This window comes from Ruegeria sp. CDSC081 (genome assembly GCF_059610485.1).
Genome location: NZ_JBXWNS010000013.1, coordinates 1 through 22102 on the forward strand (window position 1 = coordinate 1; position 22102 = coordinate 22102).

General features: G+C 59.2%; 28 protein-coding genes. 16 read left to right on the forward strand and 12 right to left on the reverse strand.

Features of this window, described 5'->3' with window-relative positions; translation table 11 throughout:
• Positions 1-87 precede the first annotated feature (87 nt).
• Together AC2FH9_RS18935 and AC2FH9_RS18940 are read right to left on the reverse strand one after the other, a co-directional pair.
• Positions 88-537, reverse strand: coding sequence for a hypothetical protein (locus tag AC2FH9_RS18935; RefSeq protein ID WP_142639317.1), 450 nt, complete (start codon positions 535-537; stop codon positions 88-90).
• Between the two features lie 21 nt (positions 538-558).
• Complete coding sequence (locus AC2FH9_RS18940) at positions 559-927, reverse strand: antibiotic biosynthesis monooxygenase family protein (protein ID WP_142639319.1); 369 nt, start codon at positions 925-927, stop codon at positions 559-561.
• A gap of 79 nt (positions 928-1006) precedes the next feature.
• On the opposite strand from AC2FH9_RS18940, the gene AC2FH9_RS18945 reads away from it, so the two are divergent.
• The gene (locus AC2FH9_RS18945) at positions 1007-1438 is read left to right on the forward strand and encodes a MarR family winged helix-turn-helix transcriptional regulator (protein ID WP_142639321.1); all 432 of its coding nucleotides are present in this window, start codon (positions 1007-1009) and stop codon (positions 1436-1438) included.
• Positions 1439-1442: 4 nt separating this feature from the next.
• Here AC2FH9_RS18945 and rpe read toward each other — a convergent pair whose 3' ends face one another.
• Complete coding sequence (gene rpe, locus AC2FH9_RS18950) at positions 1443-2129, reverse strand: ribulose-phosphate 3-epimerase (protein WP_496868936.1); 687 nt, start codon at positions 2127-2129, stop codon at positions 1443-1445.
• A 163-nt stretch (positions 2130-2292) separates the two neighbouring features.
• Here rpe and phnC point away from each other — a divergent pair, with 163 nt between their 5' ends.
• The 5 genes from phnC to AC2FH9_RS18975 all read left to right on the forward strand — a co-directional run bounded on the left by phnC (position 2293) and on the right by AC2FH9_RS18975 (position 7032).
• Positions 2293-3114 carry a phosphonate ABC transporter ATP-binding protein gene (gene phnC / locus AC2FH9_RS18955; RefSeq protein WP_496872593.1) on the forward strand — a complete coding sequence of 274 codons (822 nt, stop codon included), beginning with the start codon at positions 2293-2295 and terminating at the stop codon, positions 3112-3114.
• 68 nt (positions 3115-3182) lie between these two features.
• Positions 3183-4085 (forward strand): phosphonate ABC transporter substrate-binding protein, encoded by a 903-nt coding sequence (phnD, locus tag AC2FH9_RS18960; RefSeq protein ID WP_496872594.1) that lies wholly within the window; start codon positions 3183-3185, stop codon positions 4083-4085.
• Positions 4086-4148: 63 nt separating this feature from the next.
• Positions 4149-5030, forward strand: a complete 882-nt coding sequence (phnE, locus tag AC2FH9_RS18965; protein ID WP_496698859.1) for a phosphonate ABC transporter, permease protein PhnE — start codon at positions 4149-4151, stop codon at positions 5028-5030.
• A complete protein-coding gene (gene phnE / locus AC2FH9_RS18970; protein ID WP_496698858.1) occupies positions 5027-6394 on the forward strand; it encodes a phosphonate ABC transporter, permease protein PhnE in 1368 nt (455 codons plus the stop codon). The genes phnE (AC2FH9_RS18965) and phnE (AC2FH9_RS18970) overlap by 4 nt, the downstream gene beginning before the upstream one ends.
• 23 nt (positions 6395-6417) lie before the next feature.
• On the forward strand, positions 6418-7032 hold the full coding sequence (locus tag AC2FH9_RS18975) for an LbetaH domain-containing protein (RefSeq protein WP_142639333.1): 615 nt from the start codon (positions 6418-6420) through the stop codon (positions 7030-7032).
• 158 nt (positions 7033-7190) lie between these two features.
• On the opposite strand, the gene phnF is transcribed toward AC2FH9_RS18975, so the two are convergent.
• A complete protein-coding gene (gene phnF / locus AC2FH9_RS18980) occupies positions 7191-7901 on the reverse strand; it encodes a phosphonate metabolism transcriptional regulator PhnF (protein WP_142639335.1) in 711 nt (236 codons plus the stop codon).
• Between the two features lie 102 nt (positions 7902-8003).
• Here phnF and phnG point away from each other — a divergent pair, with 102 nt between their 5' ends.
• The 9 genes from phnG to AC2FH9_RS19025 are packed head-to-tail and all read left to right on the forward strand — an operon-like array spanning position 8004 to position 13671.
• Positions 8004-8462 (forward strand): phosphonate C-P lyase system protein PhnG, encoded by a 459-nt coding sequence (gene phnG, locus AC2FH9_RS18985; RefSeq protein WP_496692910.1) that lies wholly within the window; start codon positions 8004-8006, stop codon positions 8460-8462.
• Positions 8462-9037, forward strand: coding sequence for a phosphonate C-P lyase system protein PhnH (gene phnH / locus AC2FH9_RS18990; protein ID WP_496791350.1), 576 nt, complete (start codon positions 8462-8464; stop codon positions 9035-9037). Before phnG ends, phnH begins: the two co-directional genes overlap by 1 nt.
• A 3-nt stretch (positions 9038-9040) precedes the next feature.
• Positions 9041-10132 carry a carbon-phosphorus lyase complex subunit gene (locus tag AC2FH9_RS18995; RefSeq protein ID WP_496814367.1) on the forward strand — a complete coding sequence of 364 codons (1092 nt, stop codon included), beginning with the start codon at positions 9041-9043 and terminating at the stop codon, positions 10130-10132.
• Positions 10129-10401, forward strand: a complete 273-nt coding sequence (locus AC2FH9_RS19000; protein WP_496872596.1) for a hypothetical protein — start codon at positions 10129-10131, stop codon at positions 10399-10401. The genes AC2FH9_RS18995 and AC2FH9_RS19000 overlap by 4 nt, the downstream gene beginning before the upstream one ends.
• Positions 10394-11254 carry an alpha-D-ribose 1-methylphosphonate 5-phosphate C-P-lyase PhnJ gene (locus tag AC2FH9_RS19005; protein WP_142639343.1) on the forward strand — a complete coding sequence of 287 codons (861 nt, stop codon included), beginning with the start codon at positions 10394-10396 and terminating at the stop codon, positions 11252-11254. The genes AC2FH9_RS19000 and AC2FH9_RS19005 overlap by 8 nt, the downstream gene beginning before the upstream one ends.
• A complete protein-coding gene (locus AC2FH9_RS19010) occupies positions 11251-11655 on the forward strand; it encodes a VOC family protein (protein WP_271951521.1) in 405 nt (134 codons plus the stop codon). Before AC2FH9_RS19005 ends, AC2FH9_RS19010 begins: the two co-directional genes overlap by 4 nt.
• Positions 11656-11660: 5 nt before the next feature.
• Entirely contained in the window at positions 11661-12431 is a 771-nt protein-coding gene (gene phnK / locus AC2FH9_RS19015) for a phosphonate C-P lyase system protein PhnK (RefSeq protein WP_496872597.1), read from the forward strand.
• 11 nt (positions 12432-12442) lie between these two features.
• Entirely contained in the window at positions 12443-13126 is a 684-nt protein-coding gene (gene phnL / locus AC2FH9_RS19020; RefSeq protein WP_496872599.1) for a phosphonate C-P lyase system protein PhnL, read from the forward strand.
• Positions 13123-13671 carry a ribose 1,5-bisphosphate phosphokinase PhnN gene (locus tag AC2FH9_RS19025; protein WP_496872600.1) on the forward strand — a complete coding sequence of 183 codons (549 nt, stop codon included), beginning with the start codon at positions 13123-13125 and terminating at the stop codon, positions 13669-13671. The genes phnL and AC2FH9_RS19025 overlap by 4 nt, the downstream gene beginning before the upstream one ends.
• Here AC2FH9_RS19025 and AC2FH9_RS19030 read toward each other — a convergent pair.
• Positions 13653-14336: a DUF1045 domain-containing protein gene (locus AC2FH9_RS19030; RefSeq protein ID WP_496872601.1), complete on the reverse strand. Its 684-nt coding sequence runs from the start codon at positions 14334-14336 to the stop codon at positions 13653-13655. The two genes, AC2FH9_RS19025 and AC2FH9_RS19030, sit on opposite strands and share 19 nt — an antisense overlap.
• A 52-nt stretch (positions 14337-14388) precedes the next feature.
• On the opposite strand from AC2FH9_RS19030, the gene AC2FH9_RS19035 reads away from it, so the two are divergent.
• Positions 14389-15528, forward strand: a complete 1140-nt coding sequence (locus AC2FH9_RS19035) for an alpha-D-ribose 1-methylphosphonate 5-triphosphate diphosphatase (protein WP_271951526.1) — start codon at positions 14389-14391, stop codon at positions 15526-15528.
• Here the strand turns inward: AC2FH9_RS19035 and AC2FH9_RS19040 are convergent, their stop codons facing one another.
• From AC2FH9_RS19040 to AC2FH9_RS19070, 7 genes are read right to left on the reverse strand one after another with little or no spacing between them, the layout of a single operon-like run.
• Entirely contained in the window at positions 15529-16005 is a 477-nt protein-coding gene (locus AC2FH9_RS19040; RefSeq protein WP_496872603.1) for a class I SAM-dependent methyltransferase, read from the reverse strand.
• Positions 16002-16775 carry a polysaccharide deacetylase family protein gene (locus AC2FH9_RS19045; protein WP_496872604.1) on the reverse strand — a complete coding sequence of 258 codons (774 nt, stop codon included), beginning with the start codon at positions 16773-16775 and terminating at the stop codon, positions 16002-16004. The genes AC2FH9_RS19040 and AC2FH9_RS19045 overlap by 4 nt, the downstream gene beginning before the upstream one ends.
• A complete protein-coding gene (locus AC2FH9_RS19050; protein ID WP_496872606.1) occupies positions 16765-17913 on the reverse strand; it encodes a glycosyltransferase family protein in 1149 nt (382 codons plus the stop codon). Before AC2FH9_RS19050 ends, AC2FH9_RS19045 begins: the two co-directional genes overlap by 11 nt.
• The gene (locus AC2FH9_RS19055) at positions 17910-18494 is read right to left on the reverse strand and encodes a histidine phosphatase family protein (protein WP_496698831.1); all 585 of its coding nucleotides are present in this window, start codon (positions 18492-18494) and stop codon (positions 17910-17912) included. Before AC2FH9_RS19055 ends, AC2FH9_RS19050 begins: the two co-directional genes overlap by 4 nt.
• Positions 18491-19567: a glycosyltransferase family 4 protein gene (locus AC2FH9_RS19060; protein ID WP_271951533.1), complete on the reverse strand. Its 1077-nt coding sequence runs from the start codon at positions 19565-19567 to the stop codon at positions 18491-18493. Before AC2FH9_RS19060 ends, AC2FH9_RS19055 begins: the two co-directional genes overlap by 4 nt.
• Positions 19567-20814 (reverse strand): glycosyltransferase family 4 protein, encoded by a 1248-nt coding sequence (locus tag AC2FH9_RS19065; RefSeq protein ID WP_496872607.1) that lies wholly within the window; start codon positions 20812-20814, stop codon positions 19567-19569. The genes AC2FH9_RS19060 and AC2FH9_RS19065 overlap by 1 nt, the downstream gene beginning before the upstream one ends.
• Positions 20811-22025 (reverse strand): glycosyltransferase family protein, encoded by a 1215-nt coding sequence (locus tag AC2FH9_RS19070; RefSeq protein WP_185956733.1) that lies wholly within the window; start codon positions 22023-22025, stop codon positions 20811-20813. Before AC2FH9_RS19070 ends, AC2FH9_RS19065 begins: the two co-directional genes overlap by 4 nt.
• Positions 22026-22102 lie beyond the last annotated feature (77 nt).

The window sequence follows — 22102 nt, forward strand, 5'->3', positions numbered from 1 at the left end:
GTTCGCCGAATAGTCTCAGACCTAACCGTCGAAACAAAAAAAGCCCGCCCCAAACCGGGGCGGGCTTTTTCTGTTTGGAATGCATCTTTATTTCTGGGACTGACTGCGCCTGCGCGCGGTCATTGCCCGGCCGTCACGGATACTCATACCCATCAATGTCAGATTGGTGGCACCAGCGACCAATTCGATGACCTGAACAAGGTAGAAGCTGGTGTCGAAGGCCCCGGCTCCGGCCTTTGCTTTCAGGTAGAGTGCTGCGGGTACCAGAATAAGCAGGCCGTTGGCTGCGATGATCGGCATTCTTTTCTTTTTGGCCAATGCCGAAGCATCTTTGCGCCGGCTTCCCATCGACATTCCTGTGGCGCCGACAATTACCATGGCCGGGACCAGCAAGAACAGGCCATAGACGATCATGGTTTTTACTGATGCCACGGTCGCGTGGGAAGCGAAGATCTCGCTGTACAAAGTAGATGTCCAGAATGTCAGGATTGTTAGAAATCCGATAACTCCAGCGATGGGGTGGATTGTTCTGATCATGGGTCGCCTCCACTTTTTGCCTTAGGCAACACAGTGGTTGTCGACCGTCAGCTTGCGCAGAAGATGTGGTCGCGTCACTGCGCTGTCCGGGTAGTCGGCGATACGGCTTTGGAATTCAGGATTGGTAAAGGCCTGACGGAAACTCTTCACATCTTGCCAGACAGCATAGTTCACGAAGGTCGCGCTGTTGGCGATGCCTTTGTGCAGTTGCGTCGAGATGTATCCCGGTTGCGATTTCATGAAATCCGCGTCGTGGGACCAGGCGGTCAGCAGGGCGTCTTCGTCCTTGGCGTCAACCGTGAACAGGTTGATCAGAACGACGGGGCCTTCCTCGGTTTCCATCTGGTCAGCCAGGGTTGCGATTTCGTCCAGTTCTACGATGCGTGCCATTCTTTGATCCTCTTTCAGAAAATAACATAGCAAGCTATATAATATTGCATAGCATGCTATGCAAGTGTATTTATCCGACATGGATTTCACGAAAGAAGACTCTGCCGGATATCTGGTCAATCACATGGCGCGCTTGTTTGCCCGGGACCTGCAGCAGCGTATCTCTCCTTTGGGGATCGTCGTTGGGCAATTCCCCATTTTGCTGGAGCTTTGGCAAAAGGACGGCGTGTCGCAAAAAGAGCTGCTTGGCAAAATCGACGTCGAGCAGGCGACGTTGGCCAACACGCTCAACCGGATGGAGCGGGACAGTTTGGTCAAGAGAACCAAAAACCCAACCGATGCCAGAGCTCAGCTGATCTGGTTGACCGAAAAGGCGTCAGGGATACGCGCGGAGGCATATGAGGCCGCCCAGACCGTAAACGCGCAGGCGCTTGCGGGGCTGAGCGCCGAGGAACAACGTCAGTTTCTGGACCTCATGCACAGGGTGATTTCGGGCATGCGCCAGGAATAATGAGTTACAGCGCGGAATTCGCAGCGGCCCGCACGGCGCGGATGTTGTCGCCATAGACCCCGGGCTGATCTACCGATCCACCTTTGAACACAGCTGAGCCGGCAACCAGAACGTCGGCGCCTGCGGCCGCGACCAGCGGGGCGGTGTTTGGATCAACGCCGCCATCAATCTCAATATGGACGGGACGGTCGCCAATCATCTGGCGCAGGCGGCGGATTTTGCTGGTCATGTCGATGAACTTCTGGCCGCCAAAGCCGGGGTTTACGGTCATAACGCAGATGAGATCGGTCAGATCCAACAGGTGCTCCACCGCTTCGGCCGGAGTGCCCGGGTTCAGCGCGATACCGGCCTTCATTCCTGCAGCGCGGATGGCCTGCAAGGTGCGGTGCGAATGCGGCCCTGCCTCGATATGGGCGGTCAGGACATCGGCCCCAGCATCCGCATAGGCCTGAATGTAGGGATCGACTGGGGTGATCATCAGATGCACGTCCATCACCGTTTTGACATGCGGGCGGAAGGCTTTGACGGCGGGCGGACCAAAGGTCAGGTTGGGAACAAAATGGCCATCCATCACGTCGATATGCACCCAGTCGGCGCCCTGCGCCTCGATGGCCTGAATCTCGGCACCGAAATTGGCGAAATCGGCGGACAGGATCGACGGGGCGATCTTGATAGTGCGGTCAAAGCTCATGGTGGCCTCGTGTCATCTGAACAGTTGAGGATGCGTATAGCGTTGAGGTCAGATGATGGATAGCCCCCGCGACAATCGCGCCGTAACAAAACTTTCACCTTACTGACACACAGCCGTTGAACAGTGGCTGTAGCTGACCGCCAAGACGAATTGGGGGTGGCCTGTGCTGCGTATCGACAAACTGACCAAACGCTTCGGCGATAATCTAGCCGTGGATGCGGCGACCTTGGATGTGGACAAACCGTGCATGATCGGCATCATCGGGCGATCCGGCGCCGGGAAATCCACCCTTTTGCGGATGGTCAATCGCCTGACCGATTCCAGCGAAGGCAAGATCCTGTTCGAAGGCCGCGATGTCACCCAGTTGAAGGGGCGAGGCAAGCGGGCGTGGCAGGCCGAATGCGCCATGATCTTTCAGCAGTTCAATCTGGTGCCGCGCATGGATGTGGTGTCGAACGTGCTGCATGGCACGCTGAACCGCCAATCAACGCTGGCCACCATGTTCAACCTGTTCCCGATGGAGGACATCCACCGCGCGATCGACATTCTGGATCGTCTGGGCATCGCGGAACATGCGCCGAAACGCGCCGAGGCCCTGTCGGGCGGACAACAACAGCGTGTCGCCATTGCGCGGGCGCTGATGCAGGACCCCAAGATCATTCTGGCGGACGAACCGATTGCCTCGCTGGACCCGATGAATGCCCAGGTGGTGATGCAGGCCCTGCGCCGTATCCACGAAGAGGACGGCCGCACGGTCATCGCCAACCTGCACACGCTGGACACCGCGCGCCGCTATTGCGACCGCGTTGTCGGCATGCGCGACGGCCGCATCGTCTTTGACGGGTTGCCCGAACAACTGACCACCGGCGTCGCTCGCGAGATCTATGGGGCCGATGCGAGTTTCTCGGAAGAGGCGACCTCGACCGAGATCGAAACGCTCGACGCCACCCAGAAGGCCCTGATGGAAGCCGAGGCTACCATCTGAGCCACCCCAACCACCTTTCATCGCCCGGCCCGATGAGAGGTCGGGGACATCAACCTGGAGAGAGACAGATGAAAAACCTAATTGCTGCCCTTGTTGCGACCACTGCCATGGCCGCGCCCGCTATGGCGCAGGAAATCAACGAATTCCGCATTGGTATTCTGGGCGGCGAAAACGCCCAGGACCGGATGAGCAAAAACGAATGCCTGCGCGAATACACCGAAGAGCTGCTGGGCGTTCCGACCAAGCTGTTTGCGCCCGCCGACTATAACGGTGTGATCCAGGGCCTGCTGGGCGGCACGATTGACGTCGCCTGGCTGGGCGCGTCGGGCTATGCCAAAACCTATCTGAGCGATCCCGAAGCGGTTGAGCCGGTTCTGGTCAAGGTCAACAGTGATGGCGGCTATGGCTACTACTCGGTAGGCTTTGCGCGCAAAGACAGCGGCATCGCCTCGCTGGACGACATGAAGGGTAAGGCCTTTGGTTTTGGTGATCCGAACTCGACCTCAGGCTACCTGATCCCTTCGATCGAAATTCCACAGGCCACCGGTGCCACCATGGACTCGGGCGATTACTTCGGTGAGGTCAAGTTCACCGGCGGTCACGAACAGACTATCGTTGCTGTAAACAACGGTGACGTTGACGGCGGCGTGACCTGGGCCGACGGCCTGGGTGATTGGGAAGATGGCTATCAGTCGGGCGCGCTGCGCCGCGCTGTTGATGCCGGTCTGGTCGACATGAACGATCTGGTCGAGATCTGGAAATCGGCGCCGATCCCGGAAGGCCCGGTCGTTCTGCGCAAGGCCTTGCCCGAAGATGTCAAAGTTCAGGTCACTGAGCTGTGGAACACGCTGGACGAAAAAGACCGCGAATGTTTCTACGGCGTGGCAGCAGGCGAAGCCAAGAGCTTTGATCCCATCACGCATGAGGCCTACGAGGTCATCATTGAAGCCCGCAAGCTGAAGTCCAACTAAGCCTGCAACTCACATGATCGGGGTCCGGTGTTATACCGGACCCCGTTTTCTCAGGAGCATTCTATGACAGACCTGACCGCAGGGTCCCACAGTGTCGATCAGATCCGCGACGAATACTCAGAAATGACCCGGCGAAAACGGGCTTATGGTGGCATTCTCCTGATCCTGTTTGTGGCTTTGATGGCTGCAGGGTTCCGCACTGCGGATGATCGAAACGCAGGCAGTTTCGTTGACGGTTGGCGCAGGGTTTTCGACTATCCGGCCGAGGTTCTCTCGGAAGCGTGGGAAAAGATCGGCGCGATGCCGGAGAATCTGATCCGGTTCTTTCCGGCCTTGATCGAGACGATCAATATCGCGGCAGCATCAACCCTGATCGGTACAATTGTGGGGACATTTCTTGCCCTGATGTCGACACGGGGCATGGCGCAGTGGCCATCTCTGATCCCATTGTTTCGTCGGATTTCCGATATCTGCAGGGCCATCCCTGAAATCGTTATCGCGCTGGTTTTGATCTTTATTCTCGGCGGCGGTCCGGTTCCGGCAATGATTGCGATTGCCATCCATACCGCTGGTGCATTGGGCAAGCTGTTCTCGGAAGTGAACGAGAACGCTTCGCTGAAGCCGATTGAGGGGCTGCATTCGGTGGGCGCGAACTGGTCGCAACGGATGTATTTGGGCGTGATCCCACAGGTCGGACCGAACTATGTCAGCTATGCCTTGCTGCGGTTCGAGATCAACATCCGTGCCTCGGCCATCCTCGGTTTCGTCGGTGCTGGCGGTCTGGGATATGAGCTGCGCAACGCGATGTCATGGGGGCAGGGGCGCTACGACGAGGCCGCGGCCATCTTCCTTCTGCTTTTTGTCACAATCATGGTCGTGGATCAGCTGTCCGGCTATCTGCGGGATCGCCTGACCCACGGGTCGGAAAAAGGAGCTTCGGCATGACGACCTTTGCCACTGATCTGTCGACAGATGACCTCAAGGCCGAGGCCGGTCGTTTGTTCAACCGCAAACGGATCGTGAATTTCGGGTTGCCCGGCCTTGTCGTTGTTTACCTGATCTATGTGTTCTTTGCCTTTGACGTGCCCGGTATTGCCGGGCGTGCAAATTGGGAAAACGGCAAGACGCTTGTTGCCGACAGCTACAGCTACAAAACCCATGTCACGCGGGATAACCGCAATGGTGATGTGTCCGTTGCGGTCGAAGGGGACCGCAAAGGCACCTATCCTGACGGGACCGCACCCGACTGGGTGGCGTTGGGCGAAACCACGATCATTGACCTGGAAGATGGTCACGTGGTGCGTTTCGGCCCCGAGACAATCGAATACGATATCCCTGGCTATGGCGTCGTGCGCGCTTCGCCCAGCCGGGCCTCTGGTGTGCAAGCAGAGTTACCGGCGGGCGATGTTCCAGACTGGATCAATGTCTCGAAAAATCGGCTGGCGATCACCACCGATGCCGGGCGTCTGACCGTGACCCGCAACCGGTCCGAAGTGTTTCGCTATTTCCCAGGGTGGGAGCTGTTTTGGTTCACCCTCGACAGCCCGTATTATGGCAAATCCTTCCCCGAGTTGGTCAGCCGCGCCACCGCCGGTGAGGCCGGTGCCATTTTCAACGATTTCTGGACCAACAAGATCTGGCGGCATCAGGATGTGGCCTGGGCCATCTTTGAGACGATCCTGATGGCGTTTCTGGGCACAATGGGGGCAGGGATTATCGCCTTGCCACTGGCGTTCCTGGCGACGCGGAACTTTAACCCCTTGCGGTCGGTGCGCTTTGCCACACGGCGGGTGTTCGACTTTGTACGCGGTGTTGACGCCTTGATCTGGACCGTTGTTCTGGCACGGGCCTTCGGACCGGGGCCGCTGACAGGAGCACTGGCAATTCTGGTGACCGATACCGGGACATTCGGAAAGATCTTCTCAGAAGCGCTGGAGAATGTGGATGAGAAGCAGATCGAGGGCGTGCAGTCGACCGGTGCGAATGCGCCGCAGCGCTATCGCTTTGGCGTGATCCCACAGATCACTCCCGTGCTGTTGAGCCAGCTTTTGTACTTTCTCGAATCCAACACCCGCAGCGCGACCATAATTGGAGCGATTACTGGCGGCGGCATTGGTCTGTTGCTGACGCAGGCGATCATCACTCAGAAAGATTGGGAAGAGGTCGCCTATTACATCGTTCTGATCATTCTCATGGTGATGTTGATGGATTGGTTCTCGGGCTGGTTACGGCGTCGTCTGATCCAGGGCGACAGCGGCAAGAAGAGCAAGCCGAGCAACGCGAAAACCAAAGATTTTATTCTGCCGTGAGCGCAGCTTGAAAGGTCAGGACTATGGCACGATTGCGCACGGATGAACCGTTCATCCATCCCGATTGCCAGATTACCAACAGCAGCTTTGGTGCATTTGTCGAGATTGGCACCGGCAGTCGGATCGCCAACGCGGTCTGGGGCGACTATTCCTATTGCGACCGGACCTGCGACATCGCCAACGCCCAGATCGGCAAGTTTTCGAACATTGCCAGCTTTACCCGGATCGGCGCCACGGATCACCCGTTGCAAAAGGCCTCGCTGCATCATTTTAGCTATCGGTCTGCTGACTATTGGGACGATGCCGAGGATGATGCGGAGTGGTTTGCCCATCGCGCAAGCCGGATCGCATATATCGGGCATGACACATGGATCGGTCACGGAGCGATCATCAAGCCCGAGGTGACAATCGGTAATGGTGCGGTCATCGCATCCGGGGCGCTGGTGACCAAAGACGTACCGCCCTACATGATCGTTGCTGGGGTGGCGGCCCAACCACTCCGCCCCAGGTTCCCACAAGCGGTTGCGGATCGGATGGAGCAGTTGGCCTGGTGGGACTGGGACAACAGCCGCTTGCGTGACGCATTGCCGGATTTTCGCAAACTAGAGGCTGAGGCGTTTTTGGAGAAATACGAATAGCTGGCCCTGTGACCCTGGGTGCTCCGCGCCCGCAGAAGCATCGGTTTCGCCGATCCCCCTTTGGGGCCTTGGGCCGGGCGCCGCGCTTTGCGCGGCGCTACGCCCAATGGGATGAAACCTCCGATAGGAGGTTGAAGACGGGCGGGAGACCTACGGGATCAATCCTCGTTCAGGGTCAGCGTAACTCGTTCCCCGGCAAAGGTTGTTCTTCCGTACTCGACAGGATTGCCCTCGGGGTCTGCATTGATGCCGATCGAAAACAAGACTGGTGCGCCCTCGGACAGGTGCAGGTGCAGAGCTTGAGTTGCCGTGGCCGCGCGCGCGGTCAGGCGGGTTGAGATGCGCGTGTAATCCGGCACATCGCATCTTTGCAGGGCTTTGGTGACGGATTGGGTTTCGGTCAGAATCTGCAGAATATCAGGAAATCGCTTGGCCGGAAAAACGCTTTGAAACAGGCCGATGGGTTGCCCGTCGGCCAGAGACAGACCGTCATAGACATGCACCGTGTCGCCGGTTTCAAGCCCCAATGCATCGGCCTCGGCTTCATCCGCGGCCCGTGTGGTCAGGGCGAGGATCTTCTTGCCGGGCATCTTGCCGCTGGCCGAGATGCTCTTGTGGTATCGCACCCGCTTACCAATCGGATACTCGGTTGGTCGGGTGGCGACGAATACACCGGCCCCGCGCCTAGAATGGACCAGCCCCTGGTCGGCCATGTCAGACAGCGCCCGACGAACCGTGTGGCGGTTAACGCCATGCGTTGCGGCCAGTTGCGCTTCGGTCGGCAGCCGGTCACCGGTTTGATATCGCCCTTCGGCAATGTCCGACGTCAGGCTTAGGGCGATGCTTTTCCAGATCGGCGTTTTGTTCATGTCACCAAAAATTCACACAGTTGCGATTGCGAGTCGCCGGGCGGCGGTCTATGATTTGTATAGTTGTATAGGATAAGTAGACAACCCCGCCAAGAGGCTTTGATGACACAACAGAGAGATTCCGCGACCGAGGCGCGTAAGACCTGGATGGGCCTGCTGGCCCGCGCGCCAGATGACGCCACGTTGGCGCTGTGGGAGGGCCTCACGGACCGTCCCGGCTTTGAATGGCTGCGCAGCCCCGAAGTGGGCGGCGTGATGGTGCGCGGACGTACCGGCGCCACCGGGGCGCCCTTCAACCTGGGTGAAATGACGGTCACGCGCTGCTCGGTGGTCTTGCAAGATGGCACGGTTGGACATGGCTATGTTCAGGGCCGGTCAAAGCCCAAGGCCGAAGCTGCAGCTGTGATTGATGCGATGATGCAGACTGCGGCAGCAGACCATGTGCGGGAAAACCTGCTCGGTCCGCTGGAACAGAAAATGCAGGCGGTCAAAATCGCGCGGGCAGCAAAGGCGGCGGCAACCAAAGTAGAATTCTTCACGCTGGTTCGGGGAGAAGATTGATGACTGCGCAAACTCAATTCTCGGGCGGGTTCCAGAACATACCGGTTGATTCCGCGCATGCTTTTCGCGCGGCGATGACGGTGATGGCACGCCCTGGCGAAATCCGCAGCCTGTCAGGGGCCGTGCCCCCAGCGCCTTTGTCGGTAGCAGCGGGCACCTTGTTGCTGACATTATGCGACCCGGAAACCAAGGTACATCTGGCGGGTGAGCTCGACACCGACGCTCTGCGCGAATGGCTGACCTTCCACACCGGCGCGCCGCTGGTTCCTGCTGTCGAGGCGGATTTCGCCGTCGGCACTTGGGGCGAACTTGGTGGGCTGGATCGCTATCGCATCGGAACTGCCGAGTATCCGGATCGGTCAACCACTCTGATTGTTGAGCGTGACAGCCTGGATCAGTCCGGTGCCATTTTGCACGGTCCCGGTATCAAGCAGAGCGCAGGCTTGAACCTACCCGATATCCCTGCGTTGCAACGTAATGCGGCTCTTTTCCCTTTGGGATGTGACTTCTTCTTTACCTGCGGTGACAAGGTCGCGGCCCTGCCGCGCAGTACCCAGATCAGCGCGGAGGGTTAAGCGATGTATGTTGCCGTCAAAGGAGGCGAAAAGGCTATTGAGAATGCCCATGCCTGGTTGGCCGAAGAGCGCCGAGGCGCCCCGGATGTGGCCGAGCTTAGCCTGGTCCAGATCCGGGAGCAGCTGAGCCTGGCGGTGAACCGGGTGATGGCAGAAGGATCGCTGTATGATCCGGACCTTGCCGCACTGGCGATCAAACAGGCGCGTGGTGATCTGATCGAAGCGATCTTTCTGATCCGCGCCTATCGCACGACATTGCCGCGTTTCGGTTATTCCGAACCGGTAGAAACGGGCAATATGGCCTGTGACCGTCGGATATCGGCGACGTTCAAGGATGCGCCGGGCGGGCAGGTGCTGGGCCCGACATTCGACTACACCCACCGCCTGCTAGATTTCAAACTGGCTGCGGATGGCGAAACTCTACCCGCGCCCGAAGGTACGGCGCGACACGAGCCGACCCCGCATATCACCGAATTCCTCAAGGGTGAGGATATCATTCAGGACGAGCCGGTCAGCGATGCTACGCCTGGCGACCTGACCCGCGAACCGCTGGAGTTTCCGGCGGACCGTCCGCTGCGGTTGCAATCGCTGGCGCGCGGGGATGAGGGGTTTGTGCTGGGCATGGCCTATTCGACTCAGCGCGGCTATGCCCGCAACCACGCCTTTGTTGGCGAGCTGCGGATCGGCAAGGTCGCGGTCGAAATGGACATTCCCGAACTGGGCTTTGCCATCGAGATCGGCGAAGTCGAGTTGACCGAATGTGAGACGGTGAACCAGTTCCAAGGCTCAAAGACTGAGCCGCCACAGTTTACACGCGGCTATGGGCTCGTCTTTGGCCAGTCTGAACGCAAATCCATCGCCATGGCTCTGGTCGACCGGGCGCTGCGGTGGGAGGAGCTGGGCGAGGACAATCTGGGCGCACCTGCACAGGACGAGGAATTTGTCCTGAGCCACTCAGACAATATTCAGGCAACCGGTTTCCTCGAACATATCAAGCTGCCGCATTACGTGGATTTTCAATCCGAACTGGAACTGGTGCGCAAGCTGCGACGCGAGGCCGAGGAACGGATTGCATCGAGGGAGGCTGCGGAATGAGCTCTGAACGCTTTGCCCTACAGGCTCGTCCTACGGTTCAAAAACCAGCCGCTGCCCTGATTGGGCGATTTCCTGCCGAAAGCTTCGCGCGAATTCACGATTTCAAGCGAATCCCATTCGCACGAAAGGTCGCGGGCCATGGCCCCGAGGCGCCACTTTGCGCGAAAATTGCGCCAAATAAAATAGAGCATAACCGCCAAAAAGAGCGAACAAATACCAAATACGTTCATAAAAACACCAGAAACAAAATAGTTACATCAAATGACTGAATATAACTTCGCATATCTGGACGAACAAACCAAGCGGATGATCCGTCGGGCGATCCTCAAGGGGTTGGCTATTCCCGGATATCAGGTGCCATTTGCCAGCCGAGAGATGCCGATGCCTTATGGCTGGGGTACCGGGGGCGTGCAGGTATCTGCCGCAACTTTGACCCCGGACGATACGTTCAAGGTGATTGATCAGGGTGCGGATGATACGACTAATGCTGTGTCTATCCGTAAGTTTTTCGAGAATACGGCGGGCGTCGCCACCACCGAGGAAACCGAGAAGGCGACGGTCATCCAGACCCGCCACCGCATCCCCGAGGCGAAGCTGCGCGCGGATCAGATTCTTGTCTATCAAGTGCCGATCCCGGAACCGCTGCGGTTTCTGGAACCGCGCGAGACCGAGACACGCAAGATGCACAGCCTCGAAGAATACGGGTTGATGCACGTGAAACTGTACGAAGACATCAGCCAGCATGGTGCGATCTCAACCGCTTATGCTTATCCTGTGATGGTCTCGGACCGTTATGTGATGGACCCGTCCCCCATCCCGAAATTCGACAACCCAAAGCTTGAGATGGACGCGATCCAGCTGTTTGGCGCGGGCCGCGAGCAACGCATCTACGCGGTGCCACCGCATACCAAGGTCGTCAGCCTCGATTTCCAGGATTACCCGTTCGAGGCCACCAAGGCCGACCATCCCTGTGATCTGTGCGGGGCCGAGGACAGCTATCTGGATGAGGTCATCATGGATGATGCAGGCACCCGCATGTTTGTTTGCTCGGACACTGATTATTGCCGGTCGCGCCGCGAGGCGGGCCATGTGGGCCGTTTGGCCAGAGAGGATGCCGCATGAAACGAGAAGATGTGCTTGGAATTGACCACCTTGGCCTTACGGTTTCGGACCTCGACGCCACGCGGACGTTCTTTGTCGATGCGCTGGGTTGGGAGGTCTTCGGCAGCAATCCGGATTATCCGGCGGTTTATGTAACCAATGGCGCGGCGAAGCTGACGCTTTGGCAGCAAAAAGGCAAGGGGCTACAGGGGTTTGACCGGCACAAGAACGTGGGGTTGCATCATGTTGCCTTGAAAGTTCCCGATGAAGAAGCGCTGACTGCGGTTTTCGATGCGGTCAAAGACTGGCCTGCCGTCGTTGTCGAGTTTGCACCTGAACCCTCGGGTTCAGGTCCGAAACTCCATTTCATGATCCGAGAGCCGGGCGGCAATCGGATCGAGTTTTCATATGACCCAAGGTGAATGAAATGACACCGCTGCTGAGTGTACAGGATATCAGAAAATCCTACGGGGCCCGTATCGGCTGTACCGATGTGAGTTTTGATCTCTATCCCGGCGAGGTGATGGGGATCGTGGGTGAGAGTGGTTCGGGCAAGTCAACCCTGCTGAACTGTCTGGCGGGTCATCTGGAGCCGGATGCGGGGCAGGTGATCTTTGACACTCGTGCAGACGGTCCGGTGGATACTTTGACCATGTCGGAACCTGAACGCCGGATGCTGAGCCGCACCGATTGGGCATTCGTGCACCAACATGCGCGCGATGGCTTGCGTATGTCTGTCAGTGCGGGCGGAAATATCGGCGAACGACTGATGGCCGTTGGTGGCCGCCACTATGGCGATATCCGCGACAAGGCGATCGACTGGCTGGGTCGGGTTGAGATCGAAGCGGAGCGGATTGATGATCGTCCGACCGCGTTTTCCGGTGGCATGCAGCAGCGCCTGCAGATCGCGCGGAATCTGGTGACCGGCCCCAGGCTGGTCTTCATGGATGAACCGACTGGTGGTCTGGACGTCTCGGTACAGGCTCGCCTGTTGGACCTGTTGCGCGGGTTGGTTCGGGAAATGGGGCTGAGCGCCATCATTGTCACCCATGATCTTGCCGTTGTCCGTCTGCTGGCGGATCGGCTGATGGTGATGAAAAGCGGTCATGTGGTCGAGGCCGGATTGACTGATCAAGTTCTGGACGATCCGCAGCATGCCTATACGCAACTGCTGGTGTCCAGCGTGTTGCAGGCATGAGGGCAGGGACAATGATTGAACTGAACAATGTCAGCAAAAGCTTCACCCTGCACAATCAAGGCAGCGTGGTGATCCCGGTCATGCAGGGTGCTACGCTTAAGGTCGCGCCGGGCGAATGTGTGGCGCTGACCGGCGCGTCGGGCGCAGGTAAATCCACCTTGATGCGGGTGATCTATGGCAACTATCTGGCTGCCTCGGGCCAGGTTCTAGTCGGTGGTTTAGACGTCGCCAAGGCTGAACCGCGCGAGATCTTGACCCTGCGGTGCGAAACGCTGGGCTATGTCAGCCAGTTCCTGCGTGTTGTGCCCAGAGTGCCAACGCTTGAGGTCGTGGCCGAGCCGCTTCTTGCCGTTGGTTGCGATAAACAGAAGGCACTGGACAAGGCCGCGGGTCTGCTCGAGCGTCTGAATATTCCTGAACGGCTCTGGTCCCTTAGTCCGACGACCTTTTCGGGCGGCGAACAGCAGCGCGTGAACATCGCACGCGGTTTTGCCCATGAGTACCCGGCCATGCTGCTGGATGAACCCACGGCCAGTCTGGATGCGCAGAATCGCGAAACCGTCCTGTCCCTGATCCTTGAGGCGAAAGAGCGCGGAGCGGCGATTGTCGGCATCTTCCATGATGTTGACGGGCGGAAGCAGGTTTGCGATCGCGAGATCAACGTTTCGCAATTCACGCCGGGAATTGCGGCATGACGCTTGCCCCGGTCATAGCGGTTGTCGGTCCGTCAGGTGTCGGCAAAGACAGTGTGATTGAGGCGTTGGAAGCCCGCGCAAAAGGTATCCAGCGGCTGCGCCGTGTCGTCACCCGCCCCGAAGGCGAAGCGGGGGAAGATTTCAAACGGGTCACAGATGACGCGTTTCGACAGATGGAAGGTGAGGGCGCATTCGCGCTCAGCTGGCATGCACATGGGTTGCTCTATGGTGTGCCGAAAGAGATCGCGCCGCAACGTCAGGTGGCGGAGGCAGTTCTGGTCAACCTGTCGCGCGCTGTGTTGTTGCAGGCGCAAGAGATCTTTGGCGATCTGATTGTTATCTCGTTGACTGCAGACGCGAGCGTTCTAGAGCAACGCTTGTCATTGCGCGGGCGCGAAAGTGACAGCGAACAGGCGCGTCGGTTGGGCCAGGCCAAGACCCCGTTGCCTAAGGGGCTGGTCCGGGTGATCGAGGTCGACAATTCTGGTGCTCTGCAGGATACGGTGGCCAAAATATTGTCCCGCCTTCAGTTGGAAAGCGCATAGCGATGGATCAGGTGAAACCGTCCATCCTCGGCCTCGCCCATCAGGGCCAGATCCGCAATTCGAAAGGGCTTCGGCAAAAGCGGCCCCAGATGGTTTTCCAGGGTGCGCTGGACCGAATCCAGCACGGGCTTGTCCAACCTGCCGCTCAGGGTGATGTGAAACCGAAACGCGTTCAGCACATAGGGGTAACCCCATTTGACCAGGTTGGCGTCCTGATCCGGCGTCAGTCTGGAGGCGCGGCGATGGTCAAGTTCAGCCGCCGACGGTGGGGACCGGAACATATCAAGCTCTTGAACACAGGCGGCGGCCAACGCGTTCAGCGCGGCTATGTCGCCCAGTGGTCGCAGGGCCAGAAACCGGCCAAGGCGGGCAATCTCAAGACCCTCCATCATGATTGCGCATTGGCTGGCAGCAAGGGTGGCGCAGGCCTCTTGCAACGCTGTGACGGATTGCCCCTCGCGCAGGCGGAACGGGGGTTTCATGGTCGCGTGCAGCCCGTATTTTCGCGGTACCTCCGTAACCGCTGCAACATCCACACCATCCAGCCCAGGATGGGCGACCTCGGTGCCAGCCTCCATGTCCCAGCCCAGCCAACGGGTTGCGAATTGCGTCCACTCCGCCGTGGCGGGTGGCGCAAAATAGATCGCGTATCGCGTGAATGTCACATTGGCCTCCTATTGCGTGGCCTTCCAATACCTCAAACTGTGTGAAGTTCAGATGACAGAAGAATTGATCCTTGCCAATGCCACGCTGATCCTGCCCGACGAAACCATTAACGGCAGCGTCCGGGTTGAGGGCGACAGCATCACCGAGATCGATACAGGCGCAGCGGTTCCAAGCGGTGCAATCGATTGTGAGGGTGACTATGTCAGCCCCGGTCTGGTCGAGCTGCACACAGACAATCTGGAACGTCATATCCAGCCCCGCCCCAAGGTCGACTGGCCCCATGCGGCGGCAATTCTTGCCCATGACGCCGAACTGGCCAGCACGGGCATCACAACCGTGTTCGATGCGATGCGCGTCGGGTCGATCCCGACTGGTCCGCGCTACAACAAATACGCACGTGGCCTGTCCCGCGAGCTGTGGCAGTTACGAGAGCAAGACGCCTTAAAAATCAGCCATTTCTTGCATTTGCGGGCCGAGTTGTGTTCAGAAACGCTGGTCGAAGAACTGGATGAATTCGGCCTCGAGGACCGTGTCGGGCTGGTGTCACTGATGGACCATACCCCCGGTCAGCGTCAATTCCGCGATATCTCAAAGCTCGAAAGCTATCTGAAAGGAAAGCTGGGGTTGGAGGGCAAGGAATTCCAGCAGCATGTCGCGGACCTCAAGGCGATGAGGGACAGGAACGGCGAAAAGCACGAGGTGGAAACCGTAAAGGCGGCCAAACGTTTTGGGGCCATGCTGGCCAGCCATGACGACACCACCCGGGAACAGGTACATGTGTCAGCGGGCCACGGTATCCGGTTGGCCGAATTCCCCACTACCGTCGAAGCGGCGCGGGCTTGCCATGATCACGGGATCAAGGTGATGATGGGGGCGCCGAATGTAATCCGGGGCGGGTCACATTCGGGGAATGTCGCCGCCAAAGAACTGGCCGATCTGGGTCACCTGGATATTCTGTCATCGGACTATGTGCCGGCCGCGTTGTTGCTGTCGGCGGCACGGCTGGGCGAGATGTGGGGCAACATGGCCCGTGGACTGCGGACCGTTACGATGTCGCCGGCGCAGGTGGTCGGGCTGGAAGACCGTGGCGAGCTGCGCGCAGGCGCACGCGCCGACGTCATACGGTTCCGGATGCGTGAAGGCGCGCCTGCCCTGAACGGAGTGTGGTCGCGAGGGCGACGTGTGGCCTGATCAGGCCCTGTAGAAAAGGTATCGGTCGAGTGCGATGGTCTCCGGTCCGGTGATCTGTTCAAACCCAACCAGTGGTTGGCCGGATATCAGCAGCCCACCGGGCAGCATGACCTGAGCGATCAGCGGGCTGAGCATCGCCGCCTCAGCCACATCATCCTGCTTGATACCGCGCCCGAAATCGTAATGTGCCAATGCTATTTTTGGGCCACCGGCTGCTAATTTCTTTAACATAGGACCCGCTTCGCCCTGCAGAAAATCCTCTGCCGGAGGGGTGCTGGACGGGTGGCACTGTAAAACCCTGTCCATGACCCAGATGCGCCGGTCTGGTAGAATTTCACGTAGGTGATCGTAGGTGCGGCCATTCCCCAAACCCATGTCCAGTATATCGCCGCTCGTATCTGTAATCTGATCGACCGCCCAGTTCAGCCCGTCGCGTTGGGCCGTCAGGCGGCGCAGCATTGAATCCAATCGGCTCATTCGGGTCTCCGTGATTTATCGTTTTTTGGGGCGGTCCAGACGGTCGCCGGACCATCCAGAAACCGCGTCAGAAGGTCCTGCGTAAAGGACCAGATTTCCTCGTCATGCACCAGGTGATGCGTCAGGATCCCAAACGGCTCGGTATTGTCCGCAGGCCCTTCGCGCCTGTCCCGCAGCAGATCTGTGGCCTGAGCGACCAGCTTGTCCCGAGGGGCCAACCCCCGTGACCCGCGCCAGTCGATCGGGTCCAGATGCGTGTTGACCTGCATAAGGCCAGGTGCCGCTATCTTTGCCTTTCGGGGCGTCGCAGTGGACAGGATTTGATATCCCAGGCCCGGCAGTTCCTGCACCATTTTTGAGGCGATACGGTTCCACGGCGGCACGAACATGGGGCACAGCTTGTCGGGGAACAGGGTCTGTAGCCGGGTCAGCCCGGCCCGTGCATCGTTGCGTATGTCCTGGAAGGGGCGATGCAGTCGAAACTCCGATTTCTTCTCGTTTGTCGGAGCGTGGTTTTGATGGGCCCAGCCATGGACAACCGGTATCAATGCGGACGAGCCTTCGACATGGGTAACCAGGTCGTCGTCCACATCACGCGGAATAATCGCCAGATGAACCGGCAGTCCCAGCGATGCGGACAGCGCCTCTAGACGTTCCAACTGTGGCGTGACACAGACCGCGTCATCATCCCTCCACCACAGCGGCAGAGTCAGCCCTTCCTGTTGCCACAGATCAAGCTCGGTCATCAGGGGTTGCCAGTCAGCGGTCATGAGCGTGATCCAACAGTGATCTTACAATCTCGACAGATTTTGCAGCCCCGTCAAAACCCTGACCGGCACTTGGCCGCGCGGGGGCGGCCAGAACGGCCTCGACAGCCTGCGCCAGGGTATCTCCGGTCAACTTGTCGCTTGGCAATACGTCTATTGCGCTTAGCTTCGACAGGCTTTGGCCGCGCAAGGTCTGTTCGACTTCGCTTCCGTCGTCGAAGGGGATGAAAACCGAGGGTACGCCAGACTGCAGAATGTCCAACGCCGTGTTGTAGCCGCACATGCTGACCGATGCGGCGGCCAAGGGCAGCATTTGGCGAAAGTCCGGGCGCACCGGTTCCAGCGTGACAGGGGCGTCGCCAACACCTGCTGTCAGGCGTTCTATGCGCACAGCGGAGTCCTGCCCGCCCACCAACAGGCGCCAGCGCCTGTTGGGCATCTTTCGTGCGGCCTCGATGGCCGCCCGAAAGATCGGCTCGCCCACCGATCCACCGCCAGCGCTTACCAGAATCTCGCCCTCACCAACCCCGTCCGGATGCGGGATCGGCGCAGCGGGCGCCACGAACCCTGTATAGAACAGACGCTGCGCCAGAGGTTCCGAGACCGGCCAGCTTACATCCAGCGGGATCATGTTCTGGTCTGAATGGACAAGGACACCGTCAAAGAGGTCAAGAATGATTTCCTCGGTGCGCTGGGCTTTGGCAGGTTTGGACGGGGGCGCCAGTATATCCCTGACTGATCCCAAAATAACCGGACGGGGACCCTGTGCGTGGGCCGCCTCCAACAGGGCGTCGAACTCATCCGCCAGAGATCTGCGGCCAAAGGGGTACAGCTCGGTGATCAGCGCATCCGGGGCAAAGCTCCGCAGCGCCTCTGTCAGGGCAACCTTGCGAGCGTCGAAATAGGCAGCATCTGCGACCTCATCCGTTTGCGTCAGCAATCGCGTGAAATTGGTGCCGTCTGAGCGCAATGGCGGCAGCCCTAGCAAGTCGATCCCGGTATGGTCCAGCTGCGGCGCGGGCATTCCGCCCGAGACCAGCAAGACCTTGTGACCCTCAGCGGCAAAGGCCCGGCCCAATGTAAGTGCGCGGCTCAGATGTCCGGTGCCCAGCAGATGGGTCACAACAATCATCACCCTCATATGCGGGTCTCCTGCCGGATCAAACGGATAGGGTCAGTTTCGGGGCGCATGGACTCCATGTCCACGATATAGAGGCGGTTGCGCTTGATCTTAAAGGGGGCAGGGCCGTCAAAATCCCATCCCCAGGCGCGGGCCAGAATGACCCGCATGATACCGATATGGCAAACGGCTACGGTATTTTCGCCAAGACTGGCAAGCCAAGGTTCCAGCCGCTGCCAGATTTCGGCGGGGCTTTCACCTCCGGGGGGTAGGAAATCCCAACCCCAATCCTCGATATGGCGATAACTGCTTGCGGGATCGGCAATGAGATCGGTGCCGTGCTGCCCCTCCCAAGCGCCCCAGTTCATTTCCGTGAGGGCCTCGGACTTCAACGGTTCGCGCCCTGAAACCAGTTGTGCCGTCTGGGCCGCACGCGCCAAGGGACTGGACCAGACCGCAGCCTGATCCCAAGGGGAGGGCAGGGAATAGCATGCCAGTTCTGTCTGTGCCTGTTCATCTAATGGAATATCGCTGCGCCCCTGAATGCGCCCGGCGCGGTTCCACGCCGTATGCCCGTGGCGCAATAGGGCGAGCTTGCTCATGTGGATGCCTCCAGCAAAGGATCAACAGCCGTCCAGAACCGATCAGTTGCATCTGGCATCAGGTGGCGCGCGGCTATATATGCGGCCGATTGGCTGCCTTGAGAAGACCGCAGTGCCGGATTGTCCAGAAGAGTGCGCAGCCTTGCAGCCAGCCCCTTGGCCCCTTCAGCAACCGAAGGATAGTCGGACGGCATAAGCACATCCCGGACGCCCGGCCTGTCTTGCGCGACAACGGGGATACCATGTGCCTGAGCCTCTAGATAGATCATGCCATAGGCCTCATTCACGCCGGGCCAGACCATCAGGGATGCGGTAGCATAAGCCTTGCGCAGCGCGTCGCGATCAAGCTGCCCCAGAAACCGGACTTTCGTGCCAAACTTGGCCATCAGCGCTTCGATTTCGGCGCGGGCGGGACCATCGCCCGCAATAGACAGGGACCAATCGCCCTGCAGGTGGCGCAGTGCCTGTTCAAGCACCCGGTAAGAGGCCAGCTTGTCGCCGTGTCGCATCATGCCCACGGCCAGCATCGGGCCATCGCAGCTAGAGGCCTGCGGCAGCGAGGAGGCGGGAAGAAACGGCGGAAGCTCGACAAGCGCCTGATTTCCGAACTGCTCGCGTTCCAGCGTGATGAGGTCATTGGCGGTGTGATAAAAGATCACCCGGGCCGCGTCGCAGGCCTGATGGGCCGCTTGGGCAAACCCTGACCATGGCCCCTGAAGGCGGCTGTAGGCACGGGTGCTTTCAAGCTGAACATAGGGTATGTTTCGCGCCGTACTTACACGGGGTCCAATCAGATCAGGGGCCTTGTAATAATTGTGATAGGTCACCCATAGTGCAGTGTCAGCAGGCAGGTCGCAGGTCAGGCGCAGCACCTCGGCATCAGCCTCATGGCGCAGCTTGGCCTGGACCTCTTTGTCGCCGTGCTTGTCGAATACGCGCAGGTCCGAGGCCAGATCCACCGCATCCCCTCGGGCTTGGATTGCAAGAAGAAGATTTCGTGCCATTTCCCGGTCCCCCGACGGCACCGGGCTGTTGGGGGATTTCATCGGGGCATAGAAGGCGATGCGCGGCATCAGCTCTTATGCGCGCCCAGCGCGCTTAACCTGGCAGACAAAAGCGCTATGCCCGGGTCCATGCGGAATTCGGCGATCAGGCGATCATAGGCAGCGCCCGCCATACCAACAGCTTGTGCGGGGTTGGCCGCCAGCTTTGAGATCGCATTTGCCAGCGCGACCGGATCGTCGTCCGTCAGGACGCCATGCGTGCCTGTCTCGATAAACTCAGGAATCGCAGAAACAGGGGTCGACAGGATTGGCAGATATTGCGAGGCGGCTTCCATCAACACATTGGGCAGGCCATCCCGGTCCCCATCTGCGGCGATCCGGCTGGGCAGAACAAACAGGTCTGCTGTGCGCATCGCGGCGATGACCTCGGGTTGGTCACAGGCCCCTTTCCAGGTGATGCGCCCGGACAACCCGGCCGATGCGGCCCGGTTCTGCAAGGTATCGCTCAGGCTTCCTCCGCCGATATGCGTCCAGTGCCAGTCAAGATCATCCGGCAGCATGGCGAATGCATCAATCAGGCGATCGAAGCCTTTCTTTTCGACCAACCGCCCAACGGACAGCATATGAAAAGGGCTGTCAGCGGGGCGTAAGCCGCGTTCCGGCGGGGCGGGAAAGCGGCCCAGGTCCAGCCCGTGATAGATCAGTTCAACCCGTGCCGGATCGTCGGCGAGGCTGCGCAGATGCTGGGCGCCGATCGCGGTGCAGGTTGCACCAAAAGCTGCTCCGTAAGTGTCGGAGTGCAACTTTTCCGATTTTTCCCAATCCGGTGACGTCCAGATATCTTTTGCATGGGCTGAAAAGCTCCACGGAAGGCCGCGCATGATCGCGGCATAGCGCGCGACCGACGAGGGCGTATGCATGAAATGCGCATAGAGAACCTGTGTGCTGGCGGGCAATTCCGCAGCCAGAACACAGGCCTGGCCGAACCGACGGATGCGGTTATGCGTGGGATCGCGGCGCAAATCAGCGCGCCAGATCTTATAGGCCGCGCCGTATCCCGGCAGACGCTGCGCTTGTTCGCGGGCAGCCCATATGCGCTGAGGTTCTTGATACAGATATTCCGGCAGATATCGAACCTGGCCACGAAACCTGTCGTGCAGCGGATGCCGTTTCACATCGGTTGGATGACGCAGGGACCAGATGTCGAACTGATGGCCGGCCTCTTGCAGAGCAACAAGTTCCTGCGCGATGAACGTTTCGGACAGGCGCGGCCATCCTTTGACCAGCACCGCCAGATTGGGCGCGCCTGCGGTCATCCGGTTGCCCGTTCCTGTTCCTGATTCAGCAATACCTCAATGCGCCCGGTGACATAGTCCAACCCGTCCAGCAGGCCCTGTTCAATGGCCTGAGACGGCAATGGCTGATGTGGTAGGTCGCGAATGGCACGGACCATGGAATCGGTTGTTAGCCCGTCACGGAACTCGTCCAACATCCGGATCAGTCCCAGATCCTCGGCGCGTGAGGCACGTATCCACTGTTCCATACGTGGGCTGGTCCGTGGAACAATGACGGCGCGTTTGTCAAAGGACAGGACCTCGCAGAACGTATTATACCCGCCCATACAGACAACGCCAGCCGCGCCGTGGAACAGCGTTTCGATCTGGGATTCAAAGCCGACGGCGGTCACACGCCCGTTCAAGGCAGCCACACGTGTTTCGAATTCGTCCCGCAGATCACCAGACAGGAACGGGCCATAGACCAATACCGCGCGTGGTGACAGGTCGGGGTCCTTTTCGTAAGCCGAAAGAACCAGGTTCACCATCGCCTTGCCGTCCCCCCCACCACCTGGGGTAATCAGGATATAGGGCTGCTCCGGTGGGGTACCGATTGGCCCCAGATCACGACGCAAATAGCCAGTCCAGTGAATGCGCGACTGGGCCGCGTGATTCAGAGGCAGCCCCTTGGTCGGATCATAGATCGAACGCAGCCCGTAAACCCAGATTTCATGATAGAATCTTTCGGTCGCTGCAGTTGCCTCTTTCCGTTCCCACTCTGCGGCCAGAACTTCGGGTTCATCCAGAACATCACGCAAACCCAGCACTAGTTTGGTGCGCTGCGAGAGCAACAGGTTTTCGAGTGTTGGCAATAGCTCGCCGCGGAACCCGGTGGGTTCTTTGTCTACGATCAGAATGTCCGGGTCGAACTGCTGAACGGCGGTCTGAATCAACCCCGATCGCAACTCGGTCACCTCGTCGATCCCCATCCCGATTGTCTGAGACGCGTATGACCCGTCCGCCCGTTTGGTCACGCCAGGCAGACGCACGTGGTCGACCCTGCGCGGAAATGTGAACCGGCCAGCGACGGGCGATCCGGTCAGGATCAGGGATGATGCCGTTGGATCCGCCTGCGTAATTGCGGCGGCCAGTGCACGAGACCTGCGCAGATGGCCCAGCCCGAACGTGTCATGGCTGTAGAACAGGATCCGTGGCGCGCGGCCAGTAGTATCGTTTTGTCTTCCTAGGCTCATGCCTTCGCCTGTCTTAAGTGTCTTGGTGTCGGTCCGCGCATCGGCACCTGTTAGCCTATCGTCTTTCACCCGTCTTG